Here is an 18,317-nt window from a genome sequence, read left to right on the forward strand (position 1 = left end):
ATTCACGCTGAGGTATATCGAATTTTAGCAAAACGGCGTTATCGTGATGTAGAAGGACAGCGAGGATCATCTGAACAATATCTAGGTTGCGGTGCTGGATGCCTACTTTATTTTACGTCGACGACAGCAGGGATGACCTCTTCTATCTCGACTATATCAGCAGGAAGCAGCAGATAGACGTCGATCTATTCTGTTTTTCGGCCGCCGAGGCAGCGTTCGAGGCGCTGGAGCGGCGCGTGGCGGACGACAAGGCCGTGCCCGAGCTGCTGATCGCCGATCTCTATATGCCGCTGGACAGCGGCATAGAGCTGATGAACCGGCTGCGCCGGGATAATCGCTTCGAGGCGATGCGGCTTGCCATCTGCAGCGGATCGGATGCCGACGAGGACCGCGCGCGTGCGCTCGAGGCTGGTGCCGATTTCTATCTGGAAAAGCCGCTTGACCTTGCCGCCATTATTCTCAATCTTGAAGTGTAGGAAGCGGCGGACGCTTCGAGGCCTATTCTCCGCCGTTCGCCTGAGTCATACGAGAAACCGCAATTGACAAGGTCGAGGACGCATCCCAAGATGCAACCGAAGCGAAGACAAGGGAACGCAAAAATAAGCGCTGAGAGAACCGATCCACCCGCGTTCGCCGCCACGAACATCAGCCAACCCCTTAGCTGAATGGGCCTATCGGCTCTCTCGCGCTTACGTCTGGCACTGCCTTCTCGCATTCATGGATGTTGAATGCAGGAAGATTTACGATACCCAGGTAAGAACTACTGCCCTCAGTAAAACTGCCCGTGCATCACCTGTAGTTGAGATAATTGATGATATCCGCCTTGCATATCGAAAGTCCCCGTTTCGATACTTGTCATCAACCGTCTCGCAATTTTTGTAGCTCTTCGCGTTTAAGACGTATATCCCAAGATTTCGGGATCGGAGGGATTGGCGGGAGGAGAGGATAGAGTGGGAATGAACAATGCCCCGGCAATTCCCTTTCATGCCGGACCGGAACTCAGCCGGGCCATCAACCGCACCGATTTTTTCCGTCTGCTGAAGGCGGCGGCGCAGCACTATAAATTTGAAAATTTCGCGCTTGCCCGCATTTCCGAAGCTTCGGCTCCCTTCGGCGAACGCGATATCGTCATCACCAATGTCGCCGAGCGGCGCGTCAGCCTTTTCATCACGAGTTTGAAGGAAGCGCTCGGAACCGCGCGGGCAAAGTCCGCCCAGTTCCTGGCGACGCCGGTCCATGGCCGGAGCGCCCAGCCGGAAGGCTTTACGTCCGATCGCGTTTTCAACGAGTTCCGCAGCGGCGTCTTTCTCTTCATCCCGTTGTTCACGCCGGAAGGGCGGCGATATTGCCTCGTGCTCAGCGGCGAGCGTCAGGAGCCCGACCAGAGCGAGATCGCCGACATGCTGCTCGACGCCATGCGCATCTTCGACAAGCTTTACGAGGAGATCCTGACGCCGGAAATGTCGGGGCGGCTGACCCAGCGCGAATCGGAAATCGTCAAATGGACGAGCGAAGGCAAGACGTCGGCTGAGATCGCCATCATCCTCGGTCTGTCTGAACATACGGTCAATTCGCACATCACTGCGGCAGCGCGTAAACTTGACGCCGTGAACCGCGTTCATATGGTGGCGATCGCCTTGAGAAACGGCTTGGTTTCGTGAAATTGGTTTCGGGATTGGGGAAATTAAGACGATGATCGCCGAAGCAACGCGAAAGGGTCAAGTAAAGGTTCTCTTTGTCGACGACGAATTCATTGAATTCCGCGCGCTCAAGAAGAAGATTGCCGATCTCTCGGAGCCTGTCGTCGAACTCGAATATTCGCAATCGATCGGCGACGCCTTGGAAAAGGTCCGGGCGGCGCGCTTCGATCTCATCCTGCTCGACAATCGCCTTATGCCCAATGCCGATTTCCGCGACACGGTACCGGAGTTGCGCGGCATCGGCTACACCGGCCCGATCGGCGTCGTTTCGACCGATATTTCAGGCGGCTATTTCCAGGAATTCCCGAATTACGGCGTCGATTTCCGCATCGGTAAGGACGAAATTGACGTCCAGGCGCTGCAGCATATCATCCGCGAATATGTGACCTACGCCGTTCCGGATTTCTGGAAGGACGACTACAGCATCTAAGCGATTCCGGCAAAAGCGCGTCGCGATCCTCGGTATCCTGTTATAACTATCAGGCGACGGGAAGGCGAATGGTGAAGCGGCTGCCGCTTTCATCCGAATGCTCGAGGCTGACATCGCCGCCAAGCGCCGTGAGAAACTCCCGCGCAGTCGTCAGCCCCAGTCCGGCGCCGGGGACGGCGCCTGCCTTCGGCAATTTCCAGAAAGGCTCGAATATCCGTTCCCGATAAGCGGGATCGATACCCGTTCCGTTGTCGGAAATCCGGATAAACCAGTCCGCCCCCTCGCGCTCTGCCGTCATGATCACCTGCGGCGGCGATTCGCTACGATAGGTCAGCGCGTTAGACAGGAGATGCCGCAGCGCCAGGCTGAGCAGGGCGGGGTCGGTGCGGATCAAGGGCAGGCCTTCACTCGCGAGCGTGGCATCGTGCACCGCGGTTTCATCTGTGAGTTCACCCCAGATCGTCTCGGTCAGCGCCTGCAGATCGACTTCTTCGGGCGTCACCTGAGGTGCTCCGCCGGCAAGGCTCATCAATGACTTGGTGAGGCGCTGGGCCGTCTGCGCCTTCTCCATGATCATCCTGAGACTTTGAAGCTGTTCGCCGTCGAGCGTCTCCTCCAGGTCGTCCAGAAGCAGCTCGGCATACATCGCGATGTGGCGCAGCGGCGATTGCAAGTCGTGCGAGGCTGTCGCGAGAAAACGTTTGATCCGCTCCTCGCTCTCGCTGGCCGCATTGCTGTCTGACAGACTCGTCGGGTTGGATGACATTTGGCAAATTCCCCGATCCTGATAGCCGACAATAGAAAAAGGGCGCAGGTTCTGCAACCGGCGCCCTCCACAATGATGCGTTAACAACCGCAGTTAGCTCGCGGACTTGCGCGGGCGACCCTGTTCCGGCGGGATGATTTCGACATCGCTAGCCGGAGCCGCCTTGGCATGGCGGCGGCGCCAGTCGCCGAGGAAGAGCAGGATCGGAGCTGCGATGAAGATCGACGAGGCGCCGGCCACGAGAATGCCGAAGACCATCGGGATCGCGAAGCTCGACACGGCGCTGCCGCCCCAGATCGCCATCGGCACCAGGGCGAGGAAGGCCGTCGCATTGGTGTAGAGGCTTCGCGCCAGGGTCTCGTTGATCGATTTGTCGATGATCTCGCGCAACGGCATCGACTTGTAGAGCCGCATGTTTTCGCGCATGCGGTCGTAGACGACGACCTTGTCGTTCACGGAGTAACCGACGAGCGTCAGGATGGCGGCGATGGCCGTCAGGTTGAAGTCGAGGCCGGTGATCGCGAAGAAGCCGATCGCTTTGGTGACGTCGAGCACCAGGGTGACGATGGCGCCGACGGCGAACGGCCATTCGAACCGAGCCCAGATATAGATGAGCATCGCGAAGCTTGCGATCACGACCGACAGGATACCGGCCGAGGCAAGCTCGCCGCTGACCTTCGGGCCGATGACGTCGGTACCTTCGACCGTTGCGCTCGGATCGATCTTGGCGACTTCGGCCTTCAGCTTGGTTACTGCTGCCGTCTGCGCCTCTTCGCCGCCTTCCTGCCGCTGGGCGCGAACGAGAATGCTGTTGTTGTCGCCGAAGGACTGGAGTGTGATTTCGCCGAGACCGAGACTATCAAGGCCCTCGCGGAACTTCGCAAGATCGGCCGCGCCCTGGGTCCTGACGGACATCTGAATGCCGCCGCGGAAGTCGACGCCGTAGTTGAGGCCGGGATGGATGAAGAGCACGACGGAGGCGATCGAAAGCAGCGCCGAAACGGTGACGCCGAAGAAGCGCGCCTTCATGAACTGGATGTGCTTGTCATAGGGGCTGAAGGGGATCAGCGGCCGGATGTTCAGCACCTTGAGCTTGCGGCGGCGGGTGATCTCGATCATCGCGACGCGGACGAAGGCGACGGAGGTGAACATCGAGATGATGAGGCCGAGCGCCATGGTCACGGCAAAGCCGCGAACCGGACCCGAGCCGAAATAGAACAGGATGGCTGCTGCGATCAGAGCCGTCATGTTGCCGTCGATGATGGTCGAATAAGCGCGGCGGAAGCCGGTATCGATGGCGGCGAAGGCGCTCTTGCCCTTGCGCGTTTCTTCGCGGATGCGCTCGTTGATGAGAACGTTCGCGTCGACCGCAAGGCCGATACCGAGAACGACGCCGGCGATGCCCGGCAGCGTCAACGTTGCGCCGACCAGCGTCAGGGCCGAGAAGGTCAGGAACGTGTGGATCAGCAGCGCCACGTTCGCCAGGATACCCCAGGTGCCGTAGAGAACGAAAATGAAGGCTGCAACCAGGATAAAGCCGACGATGCCGGAATAGATGCCCATCTTGATGGCATCGGCGCCGAGGTCGGCGCCCACGGTGCGTTCTTCGATGACCGTCAGCTTGGCAGGCAGGGCGCCAGCGCGCAGCATGGCGGCAAGCGTCGTTGCGCTGTCGGCTGAGAAGCTGCCGGAGATCTGGCCCGAGCCACCGGTGATCGGCTCGCGGATGACGGGCGCGCTCAGCACCTTGTCGTCGAGGACGATGGCGAAGGGATTGCCGACGTTCTGGCGGGTGATCTCGGCAAAGCGGGTGGCGCCGGCGCTGTCGAAGCGGAAGCTGACGACCGGCTCGTGCGTGTTCGGGTCGAAGCTGACGCGGGCATCCGAGAGGCGGTCACCTGAGATCTCGACGCGGTCGAGGACCGGATAGGTCCTGCCCTCGGCGTCGTTCATCATGGTGACGCCGGGCCCAGGGGCGTTGTTCGGCGAAAGCATGTGGAACGACATCTTCGCCGTGGAGCCGAGAAGTTCACGCAGGCGCGACGGATCCTGCGCGCCCGGAAGCTGGACGAGCACGCGATTGCCGCCGATGCGCTGAATGGTCGGCTCGGAGACGCCGACCTGGTCGACGCGCTGGCGGATGACTTCAAGGCTCTGCTGGACGGCATTGTCGACATTGGCGGAGATTCCGGCCGGCGAGAAGCCGACGGTGATGGTGGCTCCGTTCGCCGTGACGTCGAGATCCGTCTGGCCGGCGCTGATGCCGGTGCTGATCGGGTTGGCGAGCGTCTTGAGGTCGGTGACGGCCGCATCGCTCTGCGAGGCATCGGCGAGCGTCACGACGATCTGGTTCTGGCTGCGGACGACGGCCTTCGGCTGGATGCCCTTTTCGCGCAGCACGCGACGCGCGTCCTGAAGCAGCGATTGCAGCCGCTCCTTGGTGAGATCGGCTTCGTCGACTTCCAGAACGAGGTGCGAGCCGCCGCGCAGGTCGAGGCCGAGCGACACCTGGTCATGCGGCAGCCATGCCGGCACGCGCTGGAGGACGGATTGCGGCAGGGCGTTCGGCAGGGCGATCAATAGGCCGATCACGATGATCACCGTATAGGTGAACACCAGCCATGGTGAAGTACGCATGTTGTATTCCTTGATAATCGGGGGCCGGCGCTCGGGCGCTGGCGGCATATCGTCAATGGCAGGAAGCGCCGCTCGGCGCAGGCGTCAGGCAGCGGCTGGCGGTGCGCGCGGCTGATGGGTCCTGAAATTTGCGGCATGAAGCGGCGCTTCGAATGCCGGAAGAGGGGCTGATATGTTCCAGCCGGCGAAATCGAGAACCGGGGCGGCGGCAAGGGCAGGCGTTCCGACGTCGTGCGCCGCCTGTTTCGGCGCAAGCCTGCGCTCGGCGGCCAGCACGCCCCGCACGGCATCGCGCGCCGTCAGTTGCGGCGACTGCGGATCCCGGCCGGAAGAAGAAAGCGTGTTGACGGCGACGGCAGGCGAAATGAGCAAATTGCCGCCGAAGAGCAGGCCGAGATAGGCAAGGATGGCGACGAGCAGGGAAGCGGCGACACGATTGGTCAGACGGTGCTGGTCCAGCTCCATCTCCTCCGTCCCGGCGATGTCACTCCCGTATCGGCTCAAAAGCGCGCCAATCTCTCATTCTTTTTCCGGCGGAGCAGTGCCCGTCGGGATAATTGTATCAGGCTCATGTCTGTCTTCATAGGGCACACTCTCATGATGCACTTGAGCCAGCCGGTCAACCATGCCAAGCGCAATTTCACGTTCGCCCATGATGACGGTGTCGGCGCCATATTGCTTCAACTCGTCGACCTCGGCGTCGGAATGGGCGCGGGCGACGATGAGGATCGACGGGTTGACGCTACGCGCCTGCTCGGCGATGCGGCAGGCCTCGAAGGCGTTCGGGATAGCGATGGCAAGGCTGCGCGCAGTCGAAAGATTGGCAAGATCGAGCGTTTCTCTCGCCACCGCATTGCCCATGAAAGCTTCGATGCCCTGCGCCTTCAACTCGCCGATGCGCTTGTCGGAATCCTCGATGACGAGGAAGGGCGTACCCGATGATTTGAGGTTCTGCCCGACGATCTTGCCGACGCGCCCATAGCCGATGAGGATGGCGTGGCCGTTGAGGGCGGTCGGATGCACGTCGTCGTCTTCGGCGGGCAGTTGCTGCTGAGCGATGGCTGCATCCGTCGCGGGAGCGGGCTCGGCTGTGGCTTCCTCGCGTTTTGTCCCTTCGAGAAGCGGCCGTAGACGATCGCAGAGGAAGAACAGCAGCGGATTGAGAACGATCGAGATGATGGCGCCGGCAAGGATGAGATCGCGGCCCTCCTCCGGCAACAACCCGAGTTCGACGCCGAGGGCGGCGAGGATGAAGGAGAATTCGCCGATCTGGCCGAGGCTTGCTGAAATCGTCAGCGCCGTGCCGAGCGGCTTCTTGAAGGCGAGTACGATCAGAAGGGCGGCGACGGACTTGCCGATGACGATGATGAAGATGGTGGCAAGGATCGGCAGCGGCTTGTCGATCAGGATGTTCGGATCGAACAGCATGCCGACCGAGACGAAGAAGAGTACGGCGAAGGCATCGCGCAGCGGCAGGCTTTCCTGCGCGGCGCGATGGCTGAGCTCGCTTTCGGCAAGCACCATGCCGGCGAAGAAGGCGCCGAGCGCCAGCGATACGCCGAAGAGCTTCGCCGCCCCGAAGGCGACGCCGAGCGCGATCGCGAGCACGCCCAGCCGGAAAAGTTCGCGCGAGCCGGTATGGGCGATTCGGTGCATCGTCCAGGGAATGAGCTTGCGGCCGAAGACCAGCATCAGCGCCACGAACAGCACCACCTTCACCAGGGTCATGGCGATCATGCCGCCGACGCCGAGATCGAGGCCGAGCAGGCGGTTCAGCCCCGCCGAAAGCGGCTCGACGGGGCCGTGGCCTTCACCGCCGATGCTGGCTGCGGCCGGGATCAGCACCAGCGCCAGCACCATGGCGAGATCCTCGACGATCAGCCAGCCGACGGCGATCCTGCCGCGCTCGGTCTCGACGAGCCGCCGTTCCTGCAGCGCCTTCAGGAGCACGACGGTGGAGGCGACGGACAAGGCCAGGCCGAAGACCAGGCTGCCGCCGGTCGGCCATCCCATGAAGGCGCCGAGCCCCCAGCCGAGCAGTGTGGCAAAGGCGATCTGTACGATCGCGCCAGGTACCGCAATGCCGCGCACCGACAGAAGATCCTTCAGGGAGAAATGCAGCCCGACGCCGAACATCAGCAGGATAACGCCGATTTCGGCAAGCTCCGGCGCAAGGCTCTGGTCTGCCACGTATCCCGGCGTGTGCGGGCCGACCAGCACGCCGGCGATCAGATAGCCCACCAGCGGCGGCATGCGCAGCCGGTGGGCGATGGCGCCGAAGATGAAAGCCAGCACGAGGCCGCCGACGATCGTGGAAATCAAGGGCGTATCGTGTGGCATCGCTGTCTCCCGATCTGGAAATCCCGTTCGTAATATGACATATATGGTCTATATCGACCAATATGGGTAACTTGAAATCATGGGTCAAGCCGCCAGGGAAACAATTCTGAGCCCCGCTCTCTGCCGGGCCGCACGTGGCCTGCTCGATTGGACCCAGACGGACCTTGCCGAGAGGGCCGCCGTCTCACGCAGCACGATCCGCGATTACGAGGGACGCCACCACGACATCCACCGTGCGACCGAGGCGCAGCTGCGCCTGGCCTTCGAGGAGGGCGGCGTCAAATTCGTGGAGATCGAAGGGGCCGGCACCGGTCTCTGCCTCCCCAAGCGGATGGATTGATCTTACTCAGGGCGCCAGGCAGGCGGCGGAAACCTTGTAGATATAGAGCGCCTTGCCCTTGTAATAGCCCTCTGTCGGCCGCCAGTTCTTTAGCACCTCAGGCGTTTCGGTGGCGCAGGTGAAGGGGCTGTCGGTCAGGAAAAGCACCTTGCCGGTGATATCGGCGGGCAGGGCGAATTCCTGCTCGTAATAGCTTTCGGGAAGCCCCGCCGGAGCCCGCGCATAGATCCTGTAGGGTGCATCGCGCAGCGTATAGAACAGGTCGGCGACCATGTCGCGATCGTTGGTGACGATGACGTCGGTGCCGGCCTGGCCTGTAAGCGCCGCGGCCTCGCGGCTGACCTCGGCGCGGCCGAGATAACGCTTCATCAGCTCGTCGCCGTTCGGCAGCAGCACCTGCTGCGGGAAAATCGTCGCCAGCGGAAAGAGCAGGCTTGCGATGCCGTTGATGGTGAACGACAGCCTGAGCCCCTTCGGCCACAGCCGATAGAGCAGCCAGACGGCAAGGACAGTCCCCGCGACATAGGCGGTCACGGCCCAATTGGCATAGGCCTTGGCGATCGTTGCCTGCAGGGTGATGAGCAGGACCACCGGCATCGACAACCAGACCAGCATCTTTTCCCGGTCGTCGCTCCGGCCCTTGATCATGCGATAGACCGCCCAGAGGATTGAGAAAAAGATGATTGGCCCGACGACGCCGAACTGAGCGGCGAAGAATTCAAGCCCGCCGCGGATATTGACGCCGGGTTCGCTCCAATGGGCGATGTCCTGCGTATGCCGCACCGTCGTATTGTCGTGCCTGAGGTTCCACCAGAGGTTCGGCAGGGCGACGACCGCCGATACCGCGACCGCGATGACAAAATCCCGAATGGCGATGCGCGCCGCCGGAATGAGCAGGAGTGCAAGCGCACCGCCGGGAACGACGAAGAGCACCGCATATTTCGTGAGGAAGGCAAGGCCGACGCCGAGCCCCATGATAAGCGCCAGCCCGACCGAGCGTCGCTGCGTCAGGCCGAAATAGGCAAGCAGGGCGATTGCGATGAAGAACAGCAGGATCACATCGGTCGAGAAGAACACCGAGGAAAGCGCAACACCTGGAAGCGTGATGTAGGTGACTCCCGTCCACCCTTCGATCTCCGGCCCGACGAAACGCTTTGCCGTCTTCATCAGCACCAGTGCCGCCGCCATGTGGATCAGCGGTCCGAGCAGCCTGATCCAATAGATGGCGTTGGAGCCGGAAAGCTCGGTCATCGCCCGGATCACCCAGGCGATCATCGGCGGCTTCGAGTAATAGCCGAGATCGAGGTTCTGCGACCAGAACCAGTACTGTGCCTCGTCGACGAAAAGGTCCGTCGCATCGAAATGAAGCGTGACGACCCGCCAGAGCGTGAAGCCAAGAACGATGAGGAGACCAGATCTGGGGGACATGAACCGATAGTTCCGCTGACATGAAAGGCGCGAGTGCGATACACCAAAGGTGCCGGACTGCCAACGGGGGAGGGGAGAGATGAGCCGCCTTTTAGAACACCCGAAGCGCGCGGATGTCGCGGTTTGCGGCGATGGAATCGAGGCGGGCGACGGCTGCGAGCACCGTCATTGCGATCAAGCAGGAACCCAATGCGAGAACAATCATTGCTCTGTCCTTGTCGACGTCATGTCTTGGTTGTCGACCGGCCTATAACACGGAGCTTGCGTGTGCCTTGTAGCAGCCATGCAACTGCGCGGCAGTATTTCTCGCGAACTGCCTTGAATTGCTTCAAAAACCCGCACTGCGAAAGGCTTATTAACCTTCAGGCAAGGAATTAACCATAAACATTGGTTTACACGTCGGAATGGGAAGATGCACTCGTTCCCACCAGGCATGACGCCGTACCGCCGTACCGGGTTGATCCGGTATCCATCTCTTCAGACAGCTCCGAAACATAGCTGATCAGGGGGCTTCGATCCGCCGGTTGTCACTGGCGGTGAGAACGGTCTCCACGCTTTGTGTCCATCGGATGCTGCGAAAGTTTTTGGCCGGGCATTCGCCCGGAACGTGGTTGGGGACAGGCGTTGAGGCAGGATATGCCATCAGATCAGGCTCGTGGAGCGCAGGCAGGCAGCTTGCGCGACCGCCTGCGCTTTGCCGGTCTCGATGCCGACCAGTGCGAACTGGTCCGCCGCAACCGGCCGGCCCTTGAAGCGCATTTGAAAGCCGGCCTGCGCGACCTCTTCCACAGGTTCCAGTCCTTTCCCGACGCCGCGCGCAATTTCGAGAGCGAGCGCCAGGTCGACCGCCTGCATGATCTGCAGTCCTCGCATTGGGATGTGCTGACGGATGCGCGGTTCGACAGCCTCTATGCCGAGCGCGTCAAGGTTCTCTCCGATACCGAAAGCAAGATGGGGCTCGACCCGCGCTGGCACGTGGCCGGTCACGGCGTCATGCTCGAGCATGTGGTTTCCGGCCTCGCGCAAGAGATCGCCGGCCGTCCCTTGCTGCCGTCGGCCAAGCGCCGCGCGCGCGAAATCTCCGACCTGATGACGGCGATCATCCGCATCGTCATGGTCGATGTGGAAATCGCTGTCTCGCTCCGCTTCAATGCGCTGCGCGCCACCCAGAGCCGCGCGCTCGCCGATCAGCGCGCCGACAGCGAAGCCGAGATCGCCAGGATCTTCGGCGATGTCATCGAAGGCCTTTCTGCTCGCGACCTGACGCGGCGCGCGCCCGTCGAAGGCGATGGCGCCTATGCCGGGATCGCCGCTGCGCTGAACGGTGCACTGGATGGCCTGCAGGCCGAATTCACCGCCATCACCGAGCGCACTGACAAGGCCGAGGCGGCGACCGGCTCGCTTGCCGGCCTGTCGCGGCAGTTTGCCGGCACCGCTTCCGGCCAGGCCGACCGGCTGCAGCTTTCCGCCGCTGCCCTTGCCGGCATCGCCGGCAGCGTGCGCGACGGTGCGGCCGAGAGCCGTGCCGCCGAACAGGCGGCCGCTTCGACGCGCGCCGCCGTCGAGGAAAGTGGCGAGGTCGTCGGCCGGGCGATCAGCGCCATGGCCGATATCGAGCAATCGGCCGAAAAGATCGGCCAGATCATCGGGGCGATCGACGAGATCGCCTTCCAGACCAATCTTCTCGCGCTGAATGCCGGCATCGAAGCTGCTCGCGCCGGCGAATCCGGCCGTGGTTTCGCCGTCGTTGCCCAGGAAGTGCGCGCCCTTGCTCAGCGCTCGGCCGAAGCCGCCCGCGAAATCAAGACGCTGGTGACGACGACCAAGGCGCAGGTCGACGCCGGCGTGCAGATGGTCGGCCGGACACAGGATTCGATCGGCAGTATCGTGCGCCAGGTCACCGACATCAACGCCGCCATCGCCGGCATCGCCACAAAGACCGGCGAGCACGCCGCAAGCCTTGATGGCGTCACATTAGACGTCAAGGGCCTGGGCGCCGAGGTGGCCGATAGCGCCGGTCTTGCCGAGCGCTCGGCGCAAGGCGCCGACCATCTCCACACGGTCATTCTCGAACTCGGCCAGACGATTCGCGAATTCCGCATCGCCCGGGAAAACGCCCATGCCGGCCGCCCGGCGCCGGTTCGCGTGCCGCCGTCGCGCGCCATCGAGGCGGCTGCCCGTCCGGCCGCGGTCGAGGACGACTATGAAAATGACGATTTTGGCTTTCCGCAGCCCCTCGCGAGCATCGGAGGTGGGCGGAATGTTTACTAACCTATCGGATTATCGCCTCAGCTCGTCTTCTCGGGCCGGCGACAAGGGGACAAGGAAAAGCTGATGGTAGCAAAGAAGAGTGGCAAGACGCTGAATTTGACAGCGGTGCTCGACCTCAACGAGGCTTCCGCCTTGCGCGACAAACTCCTCTCGTTGCGGGGCAGTGGTCTTTCTATCGACGCATCGGGCGTCGAACGGATTGGTGCTCTTTGCGCTCAGGTTCTGATGTCCGCCGAGAAGACCTGGGAGCAGGACAAGCAGCCGTTCACCTTTTCCAAGGTGTCCGATGCATTTCAGAAAACCATGCAGCTGGTTGGCGTCAATATTGACCACCTGCTCGCCAAGGAGATTCGGCAATGAAGAAAAAAGTGCTTACCGTGGATGACTCGCGCACCATCCGGAACATGCTTCTGGTGACGCTGAACAATGCCGGCTTCGAGACGATCCAGGCCGAGGATGGCGTCGAGGGCCTCGAGGTTCTCGAAGAGTCCAATCCCGACGTCATCGTGACCGACATCAACATGCCGCGTCTCGACGGCTTCGGTTTCATCGAAGGCGTCCGCCGCAACGAGAAATATCGGGCGATCCCGATCCTGGTCCTGACCACCGAAAGCGACGCGGAAAAAAAGAATCGCGCCCGCCAGGCCGGCGCCACGGGCTGGATCGTCAAGCCTTTCGACCCGGCCAAACTGATCGATGCCATTGAGCGTGTAACCGCTTAAACCCAGGATTTTCTCCTATGGATATGAACGAAATCAAAGAGATCTTTTTCCAGGAGTGCGAGGAACAGCTCGCCGAGCTGGAATCCGGTCTTCTGAAAATGAATGATGGCGATCGCGATCCGGAAACCGTCAACGCGGTGTTCCGTGCCGTGCATTCGATCAAGGGTGGCGCCGGCGCCTTCGGCCTTGACGATCTGGTAGCCTTCGCCCATGTTTTCGAGACCACTCTCGATTGCGTTCGTTCCAACAAGCTTGAGCCGACCCAGGACGTCCTGAAGGTCATGCTGAAGTCGGCTGACGTGCTCGCCGACCTGACGAATGCTGCGCGCGACGGCGGCAGCGTCGATGAAAGCCGCAGCCGCGGTCTCGTCAAGGAGCTCGAAGCGCTGGCCAACGGCGAACTGCCGTCTCCTTCCGCAGCCGCCGAAGCCCCTGCGCCGAAGGCCGCCGCAAAGCCGGCAGCATCGGCTGCGCCTGCTGCCACTCCCAAGCCGACCGACGACAGCGGCTTCCAGCCGGTTCCTTTTTCTTTTGACGATTTCGGCGGCGAGGGCGATGTCGGCTCCGGCCTGCCGGCCTATGAAGTCATCTTCAAACCGCGTTTCGAGCTCTATTCCAAGGGCAACGACGCCACTCTGCTTCTGCGCGACCTCTCGCGTCTTGGCGAGATGACAATCTATTGCAATACAGACGCCCTGCCGGGCCTCGAGGAGATCGATCCTGAAGGGGCCTATTTCTTCTGGAACGTGACGATCAGGACGGACAAGGGTGAAGACGCCATCCGCACCGTCTTCGAATTCGCCGAGTGGGATTGCGACCTGACGGTGAAACCGGTCGACGAAGCGGCTGGTAATACAAGCGCCAACGAGGAACTGCCGATGGTGCCGGTTCCCTTCGACCTGTCGATCCTGGATGAAACGGGCGCAGCCGAAGTGAGCTCCGCCGGCAACAGGGCCAACGAGACGGCCGCAGCCGTTGCCGCCGCCGAGACCGCCTCCAACGTCACGCAGATGGCCGCAGCCGCAGCCCGTGTTGAAAAGAAGGAATCGGCAGCCGCAGCAGCAGCGGCAGCAGCCGCAAACGCTGCCGCCCAGAACAATGCCGCCGGTGCCGGCCAGACGATCCGCGTCGATCTCGACCGTGTTGACCGCCTCATCAACCTCGTCGGCGAACTGGTCATCAACCAGGCGATGCTGTCGCAGAGCGTCATTGAAAACGACACGACCGGCACCTCCTCGATCAACATGGGTCTGGAAGAGCTGCAGCAGCTCACCCGCGAGATCCAGGACTCGGTCATGGCAATCCGCGCTCAGCCGGTGAAGCCGGTCTTCCAGCGCATGTCGCGTATCGTCCGCGAAATCGCCGACATGACCGGCAAGTCGATCCGCCTGATCACGGAAGGTGAAAACACCGAAGTCGACAAGACTGTTATCGACAAGCTCGCCGAGCCGCTGACCCACATGATCCGCAATGCCGTCGACCACGGCATCGAAACGCCCGAAAAGCGCGCCGCTGCCGGCAAGAACACGGAAGGCACGGTTCGCCTCACCGCCAAGCATCGTTCGGGCCGCATCCTGATCGAGCTTGCCGACGACGGCGCCGGCATCAACCGCGAGAAAGTACGCCAGAAGGCGATCGACAACGACCTCATCCCGGCCGACTCCAACCTGTCGGACGAGGAGATCGACAACCTGATCTTCCTGCCGGGCTTCTCGACAGCCGACAAGATCTCTGACATCTCCGGCCGCGGCGTCGGCATGGACGTCGTCAAGCGCTCGATCCAGGCGCTCGGCGGACGCATCAACATCACCTCCAAGCCGGGTCACGGCTCGGTCTTCACCATGAGCCTGCCGTTGACGCTCGCCGTCCTCGACGGCATGGTGGTCACTGTCGCCGGCCAGACGCTGGTTGTGCCGTTGACCGCGATCGTCGAAACCTTGCAACCGGAAGCCTCCGCGATCCACTCCTTCGGTGCGAACCACCGGCTGATCTCGATCCGCAACAGCTTCTGCCCGCTGGTTGATGTCGGCCGCATTCTGAACTTCCGTGCGACCCAGGCCAATCCGGTCGAAGGTGTCGCGCTTCTGGTGGAATCCGAAGGCGGTGGCCAGCGCGCCCTGATGGTCGATGCCATTCAGGGTCAGCGTCAGGTCGTCATCAAGAGCCTGGAAGCGAACTACACCCACGTGCCGGGCATAGCCGCCGCCACCATTCTCGGCGACGGCCGCGTGGCTCTCATCCTCGATGTCGACGCGGTTGTCGGCGCCTCGCGCGGCCAATCGCTGAAAGCGGAAATGTCGTTAGCAGCGGTGGGATAAGGCAATGTCGTACACTGTAAAAAATCTGAACCAGGGGGATCGCGAGCTGATCGCGTTCCGCATCGGGGATCAGGAATTTTGCGTGAACATCATGTCGGTTCGCGAAATCCGGGGCTGGACCCCGGCGACCGCGATGCCGCACTCGCCGACCTATATGCTAGGTGTCATCAACTTGCGCGGCGCGGTGTTGCCGATCATCGACCTCTCGGCCCGGCTCGGCATGAAGCCGGCCGATCCGACCGCCCGTCATGTCATCATCGTCGCCCAGGTCCGGCGTAAGGTCGTCGGCCTGCTGGTCGATGCCGTTTCCGACATCCTGACGGTCACCGACGAGGTTGTTCAGCCGACGCCCGAGATCTCCTCCGAGCTCGAGCGTCAGTTTGCCCGCGGCATCCTCGCCATCGAGAAGCGCATGATCTGCCTGATCGAACTTGAAGCCCTCATTTCCGAAACCGAAAGCGAAGCCGCATGAATGCAATGGGCGCAAAAGATCAGAGGCAGGGCGCCGACGAGGTCCTGGCGAGCGGGGAATACCCGCTGACGCGCCGCGACCTCACGGAGATCGCCGCGATGATCTATTCAGATGCCGGCATCTTCCTCAACGAGACGAAGGCTTCGCTCGTCTATTCGCGCCTGTCGAAACATATCCGCAATCTCGGCCTGTCCGGCTTCCGGGAGTATTGTGCCCTCGTCGCTTCGCCGGCCGGTGCTGCGGCGCGCCGCGAAATGCTTTCGCATCTGACCACCAATTTCACCCGCTTCTTTCGCGAAAATCATCATTTCGATCATCTGCGCGATCATGTCCTGCCCGAGCTCCTGCAGCGCGCGAGATCGGGCGGCAGGGTGCGCATCTGGTCGGCTGCCTCCTCCGACGGGCAGGAACCCTATTCGATCGCGCTGACCGTGCTGTCCCTGATGCCGAATGTCGCCGATTACGACTTCAAGATCCTGGCGACCGACATCGATCCGAAGATCCTCGCGATCGCCCGGGCCGGTGCCTATGACGAAAGCGCGCTGGAAACCGTGTCGCCCGCCATGCGCAAGCAATGGTTCAGCGAAGTCGAGGTGCAGGGGCGCCGGAAGTTCCAGGTCGACGACCGCGTCAAGCGGCTGATCACCTATAACGAGCTGAACCTGATGGCGCAGTGGCCGTTCAAGGGCAAGTTCGACGTCATCTTCTGCCGCAACGTCGTCATCTATTTCGACGAGCCGACGCAGATGAAGATATGGCAACGTTTCGCCGGCCTGCTGCCGGAAGGCGGCCATCTCTATATCGGCCATTCCGAGCGTGTTTCGGGCGAGGCGAAACACGTCTTCGACAATATCGGCATCACGACCTATCGCTACACCGCCAAGGGTCCCGGGAGGAAGGCATGAGCGCGCCGGCAAGGGTTCTTGTTGTTGACGACTCGCCGACGATGCGCGGCCTGATCACTGCCGTCCTGAGTTCGGACCCCGAAGTCAACGTCATCGGCCAGGCCGGCGATGCGCTGGAAGCGCGCGAGGCGATCAAGCGGCTGAACCCGGACGTCGTGACGCTCGACATCGAGATGCCGAATATGAACGGTCTCGATTTCCTCGAAAAGATCATGACGCTGCGTCCGATGCCGGTGATCATGGTTTCCACCATGACGCATCGCGGCGCCGAGGCGACGCTTGCGGCGCTTGAGATCGGCGCCTTTGACTGCGTCGGCAAGCCGACGCCGGGCGAACCCAGGCCCTTCGGCGACCTCGCAGAGAAGGTGAAGGCCGCCGCGCGCACGCAGCGCCAGTTCTCCCAACGCGTGGCCGCCCCCGCGCCGCCGCCCGCCGTCGCCGACTTCCGCGTCGGCCGCAAGATCGTCGCGATCGGCTCGTCGACCGGCGGCGTCGAGGCGCTGATCGCCGTGCTGCAGAAGTTTCCGGCGAATTGCCCGCCAACCGTCATCACCCAGCATATGCCGCCGACTTTCACCAAGAGCTTCGCCGAGCGGCTGAACCGCCTCTGCGCGCCCGTGGTGCAGGAAGCGACCGATGGCGCCCGTCTCGAAATCGGCAAGATCTATCTGGCGCCCGGCGGCGAACGTCATCTTCAGGTCAGCAGCGCCTCCGCACCCTGTTGCCGTCTCGTCGACCGCCCTCCGGTCAACGGTCATCGTCCGTCGGTCGATGTGCTGTTTGATTCGGTCGCGGAACTGGCCGGCCGCAACGCCGTCGGCGTGATCCTGACTGGAATGGGCCGCGATGGTGCGGCCGGATTGTTGAAAATGCGCCACGCCGGCGCCAGAACACTCGGCCAGAACGAAAAAACCTGTGTCGTTTACGGAATGCCAAGGGTTGCCCACGAACTTGGCGCCGTTGAGCAGCAGCTGCCACTGTCTGCCATCGGTGAAGAAATATTGAAAATGACAGCCGCCCGAAAGGAAGGGACCGAATAATGTCGATCGCGGAGAAAATCAAAGTTCTGATCGTTGATGATCAGGTAACGAGCCGGTTGCTGCTCAGCGATGCGCTGACCCAGCTCGGTTTCAAGCAGATCACGTCCGCAGGCGACGGCGAGCAGGGCATGAAGATCATGGCCGAGCAACCGCACCACCTGGTGATCTCGGACTTCAACATGCCGAAGATGGATGGCATCGGCTTCCTTCAGGCCGTGCGCACCAATCCGAACACCAAGAAAGCGGCGTTCATCATCCTCACCGCCCAGGGTGACCGCGCGCTGGTGCAGAAGGCGGCCCAGCTCGGCGCCAACAACGTGCTGGCAAAGCCGTTCACGATCGAAAAGATGAAAGCTGCTATCGAAGCCGTGTTTGGAGCCTTGAAATGATCACTGAGGGGGCAGCCCGCCGCGTGCACATCATTCAGGGCGAGTACAAGGTTCTGAGCGATCCGAATGCGGTGCTCTCGACCATTCTCGGCTCGTGCGTGGCTGCGTGCCTCCGAGATCCCATCGCCGGCGTCGGCGGTATGAACCACTTCCTGCTGCCCGGTACGGCGAACTCGCCGATGACCGGCGGCGATGCCACGCGCTACGGCGTGCATCTGATGGAACTGCTGATCAACGGTCTCCTGAAGCAGGGCGCCCGGCGCGACCGGCTGGAGGCAAAGATCTTCGGCGGGGCGAAGACGATCTCGACATTCTCCAATGTCGGTGAGCAGAACGCGGCCTTCGCCGTGCAGTTCCTCAGGGATGAAGGCATTCCGGTGGTCGGCTCCTCCACCGGCGGCGAGCATGGACGCAAGCTTGAATATTGGCCGGTCTCCGGTCGTGCCCGGCAATACCCCCTGACCGGCGCCGAAACACAGAGAACCGTCGCTCTCGAGCAGCGTCCCGCCGCTCCGCAGAAGCCCGTCGAAACCAGTATCGAATTTTTTTGATGGCGAGG

Annotated in this window: 18 protein-coding genes; 13 read left to right on the forward strand and 5 right to left on the reverse strand. The window is 62.0% G+C overall.

From position 1 onward, the window contains the following. The first annotated feature begins 98 nt into the window (after positions 1–98). From EFD55_RS02100 to EFD55_RS02110, 3 genes are all read left to right on the forward strand, one after another. Positions 99–476, forward strand: coding sequence for a response regulator (locus EFD55_RS02100; RefSeq protein ID WP_125842499.1), 378 nt, complete (start codon positions 99–101; stop codon positions 474–476). A 480-nt stretch (positions 477–956) separates the two neighbouring features. Continuing rightward, positions 957–1,661, forward strand: a complete 705-nt coding sequence (locus tag EFD55_RS02105; RefSeq protein ID WP_125842501.1) for a helix-turn-helix transcriptional regulator — start codon at positions 957–959, stop codon at positions 1,659–1,661. A 31-nt stretch (positions 1,662–1,692) separates the two neighbouring features. Beyond that, positions 1,693–2,130, forward strand: a complete 438-nt coding sequence (locus EFD55_RS02110; protein ID WP_125842503.1) for a response regulator — start codon at positions 1,693–1,695, stop codon at positions 2,128–2,130. Between the two features lie 49 nt (positions 2,131–2,179). Here EFD55_RS02110 and EFD55_RS02115 read toward each other — a convergent pair whose 3' ends face one another. The 4 genes from EFD55_RS02115 to ybaL form a co-directional block, all read right to left on the reverse strand. Next, a complete protein-coding gene (locus EFD55_RS02115; RefSeq protein WP_125842505.1) occupies positions 2,180–2,896 on the reverse strand; it encodes a sensor histidine kinase in 717 nt (238 codons plus the stop codon). 93 nt (positions 2,897–2,989) lie between these two features. Beyond that, complete coding sequence (gene secD, locus EFD55_RS02120) at positions 2,990–5,533, reverse strand: protein translocase subunit SecD (protein ID WP_125842507.1); 2,544 nt, start codon at positions 5,531–5,533, stop codon at positions 2,990–2,992. Positions 5,534–5,617: 84 nt separating this feature from the next. Beyond that, complete coding sequence (locus EFD55_RS02125; protein WP_125842509.1) at positions 5,618–5,998, reverse strand: hypothetical protein; 381 nt, start codon at positions 5,996–5,998, stop codon at positions 5,618–5,620. 54 nt (positions 5,999–6,052) lie between these two features. Next, positions 6,053–7,873 (reverse strand): YbaL family putative K(+) efflux transporter, encoded by a 1,821-nt coding sequence (gene ybaL, locus EFD55_RS02130; RefSeq protein ID WP_125842511.1) that lies wholly within the window; start codon positions 7,871–7,873, stop codon positions 6,053–6,055. A gap of 79 nt (positions 7,874–7,952) precedes the next feature. On the opposite strand from ybaL, the gene EFD55_RS02135 reads away from it, so the two are divergent. Next, on the forward strand, positions 7,953–8,213 hold the full coding sequence (locus EFD55_RS02135; RefSeq protein ID WP_125842512.1) for a helix-turn-helix domain-containing protein: 261 nt from the start codon (positions 7,953–7,955) through the stop codon (positions 8,211–8,213). A gap of 6 nt (positions 8,214–8,219) precedes the next feature. Here the strand turns inward: EFD55_RS02135 and EFD55_RS02140 are convergent, their stop codons facing one another. Next, entirely contained in the window at positions 8,220–9,641 is a 1,422-nt protein-coding gene (locus EFD55_RS02140; RefSeq protein WP_125842514.1) for an ArnT family glycosyltransferase, read from the reverse strand. 636 nt (positions 9,642–10,277) lie between these two features. On the opposite strand from EFD55_RS02140, the gene EFD55_RS02145 reads away from it, so the two are divergent. The 9 genes from EFD55_RS02145 to cheD all read left to right on the forward strand — a co-directional run bounded on the left by EFD55_RS02145 (position 10,278) and on the right by cheD (position 18,309). Next, positions 10,278–11,912, forward strand: a complete 1,635-nt coding sequence (locus tag EFD55_RS02145; protein WP_125842516.1) for a globin-coupled sensor protein — start codon at positions 10,278–10,280, stop codon at positions 11,910–11,912. 63 nt (positions 11,913–11,975) lie between these two features. Next, positions 11,976–12,272 (forward strand): STAS domain-containing protein, encoded by a 297-nt coding sequence (locus EFD55_RS02150; RefSeq protein WP_088680415.1) that lies wholly within the window; start codon positions 11,976–11,978, stop codon positions 12,270–12,272. Continuing rightward, complete coding sequence (gene cheY1, locus EFD55_RS02155) at positions 12,269–12,634, forward strand: chemotaxis response regulator CheY1 (RefSeq protein WP_003570362.1); 366 nt, start codon at positions 12,269–12,271, stop codon at positions 12,632–12,634. The genes EFD55_RS02150 and cheY1 overlap by 4 nt, the downstream gene beginning before the upstream one ends. Before the next feature lie 17 nt (positions 12,635–12,651). Then, positions 12,652–14,952, forward strand: coding sequence for a chemotaxis protein CheA (locus EFD55_RS02160; RefSeq protein WP_125842518.1), 2,301 nt, complete (start codon positions 12,652–12,654; stop codon positions 14,950–14,952). Between the two features lie 4 nt (positions 14,953–14,956). Beyond that, positions 14,957–15,424, forward strand: coding sequence for a chemotaxis protein CheW (locus EFD55_RS02165; protein ID WP_125842520.1), 468 nt, complete (start codon positions 14,957–14,959; stop codon positions 15,422–15,424). Next, positions 15,421–16,329, forward strand: a complete 909-nt coding sequence (cheR, locus tag EFD55_RS02170) for a protein-glutamate O-methyltransferase CheR (protein WP_125842522.1) — start codon at positions 15,421–15,423, stop codon at positions 16,327–16,329. Before EFD55_RS02165 ends, cheR begins: the two co-directional genes overlap by 4 nt. After that, the gene (gene cheB / locus EFD55_RS02175; RefSeq protein WP_125842524.1) at positions 16,326–17,369 is read left to right on the forward strand and encodes a protein-glutamate O-methylesterase CheB; all 1,044 of its coding nucleotides are present in this window, start codon (positions 16,326–16,328) and stop codon (positions 17,367–17,369) included. Before cheR ends, cheB begins: the two co-directional genes overlap by 4 nt. Next, positions 17,369–17,758: a response regulator gene (locus tag EFD55_RS02180; RefSeq protein WP_003556488.1), complete on the forward strand. Its 390-nt coding sequence runs from the start codon at positions 17,369–17,371 to the stop codon at positions 17,756–17,758. The genes cheB and EFD55_RS02180 overlap by 1 nt, the downstream gene beginning before the upstream one ends. Beyond that, the gene (gene cheD, locus EFD55_RS02185; RefSeq protein WP_125842526.1) at positions 17,755–18,309 is read left to right on the forward strand and encodes a chemoreceptor glutamine deamidase CheD; all 555 of its coding nucleotides are present in this window, start codon (positions 17,755–17,757) and stop codon (positions 18,307–18,309) included. The genes EFD55_RS02180 and cheD overlap by 4 nt, the downstream gene beginning before the upstream one ends. Positions 18,310–18,317 lie beyond the last annotated feature (8 nt).

Origin of the sequence: Rhizobium pisi, from assembly GCF_003938655.1 — a bacterium.
GTDB lineage: Bacteria > Pseudomonadota > Alphaproteobacteria > Rhizobiales > Rhizobiaceae > Rhizobium > Rhizobium pisi.

Bases quoted from the DNA above. Each gene is read 5' to 3' on its own strand.
- EFD55_RS02140 (WP_125842514.1), bottom strand. From the start codon at position 9,641: ATGTCCCCCAGATCTGGTCTCCTCATCGTTCTTGGCTTCACGCTCTGG.
- cheD (WP_125842526.1), top strand. From the start codon at position 17,755: ATGATCACTGAGGGGGCAGCCCGCCGCGTGCACATCATTCAGGGCGAG.
- cheY1 (WP_003570362.1), top strand. From the start codon at position 12,269: ATGAAGAAAAAAGTGCTTACCGTGGATGACTCGCGCACCATCCGGAAC.
- secD (WP_125842507.1), bottom strand. From the start codon at position 5,533: ATGCGTACTTCACCATGGCTGGTGTTCACCTATACGGTGATCATCGTG.
- EFD55_RS02180 (WP_003556488.1), top strand. From the start codon at position 17,369: ATGTCGATCGCGGAGAAAATCAAAGTTCTGATCGTTGATGATCAGGTA.
- EFD55_RS02105 (WP_125842501.1), top strand. From the start codon at position 957: ATGAACAATGCCCCGGCAATTCCCTTTCATGCCGGACCGGAACTCAGC.
- cheR (WP_125842522.1), top strand. From the start codon at position 15,421: ATGAATGCAATGGGCGCAAAAGATCAGAGGCAGGGCGCCGACGAGGTC.
- cheB (WP_125842524.1), top strand. From the start codon at position 16,326: ATGAGCGCGCCGGCAAGGGTTCTTGTTGTTGACGACTCGCCGACGATG.
- EFD55_RS02115 (WP_125842505.1), bottom strand. From the start codon at position 2,896: ATGTCATCCAACCCGACGAGTCTGTCAGACAGCAATGCGGCCAGCGAG.
- EFD55_RS02100 (WP_125842499.1), top strand. From the start codon at position 99: ATGCCTACTTTATTTTACGTCGACGACAGCAGGGATGACCTCTTCTAT.
- EFD55_RS02165 (WP_125842520.1), top strand. From the start codon at position 14,957: ATGTCGTACACTGTAAAAAATCTGAACCAGGGGGATCGCGAGCTGATC.
- EFD55_RS02145 (WP_125842516.1), top strand. From the start codon at position 10,278: ATGCCATCAGATCAGGCTCGTGGAGCGCAGGCAGGCAGCTTGCGCGAC.
- EFD55_RS02125 (WP_125842509.1), bottom strand. From the start codon at position 5,998: ATGGAGCTGGACCAGCACCGTCTGACCAATCGTGTCGCCGCTTCCCTG.
- EFD55_RS02135 (WP_125842512.1), top strand. From the start codon at position 7,953: ATGGGTCAAGCCGCCAGGGAAACAATTCTGAGCCCCGCTCTCTGCCGG.
- EFD55_RS02110 (WP_125842503.1), top strand. From the start codon at position 1,693: ATGATCGCCGAAGCAACGCGAAAGGGTCAAGTAAAGGTTCTCTTTGTC.
- EFD55_RS02160 (WP_125842518.1), top strand. From the start codon at position 12,652: ATGGATATGAACGAAATCAAAGAGATCTTTTTCCAGGAGTGCGAGGAA.
- EFD55_RS02150 (WP_088680415.1), top strand. From the start codon at position 11,976: ATGGTAGCAAAGAAGAGTGGCAAGACGCTGAATTTGACAGCGGTGCTC.
- ybaL (WP_125842511.1), bottom strand. From the start codon at position 7,873: ATGCCACACGATACGCCCTTGATTTCCACGATCGTCGGCGGCCTCGTG.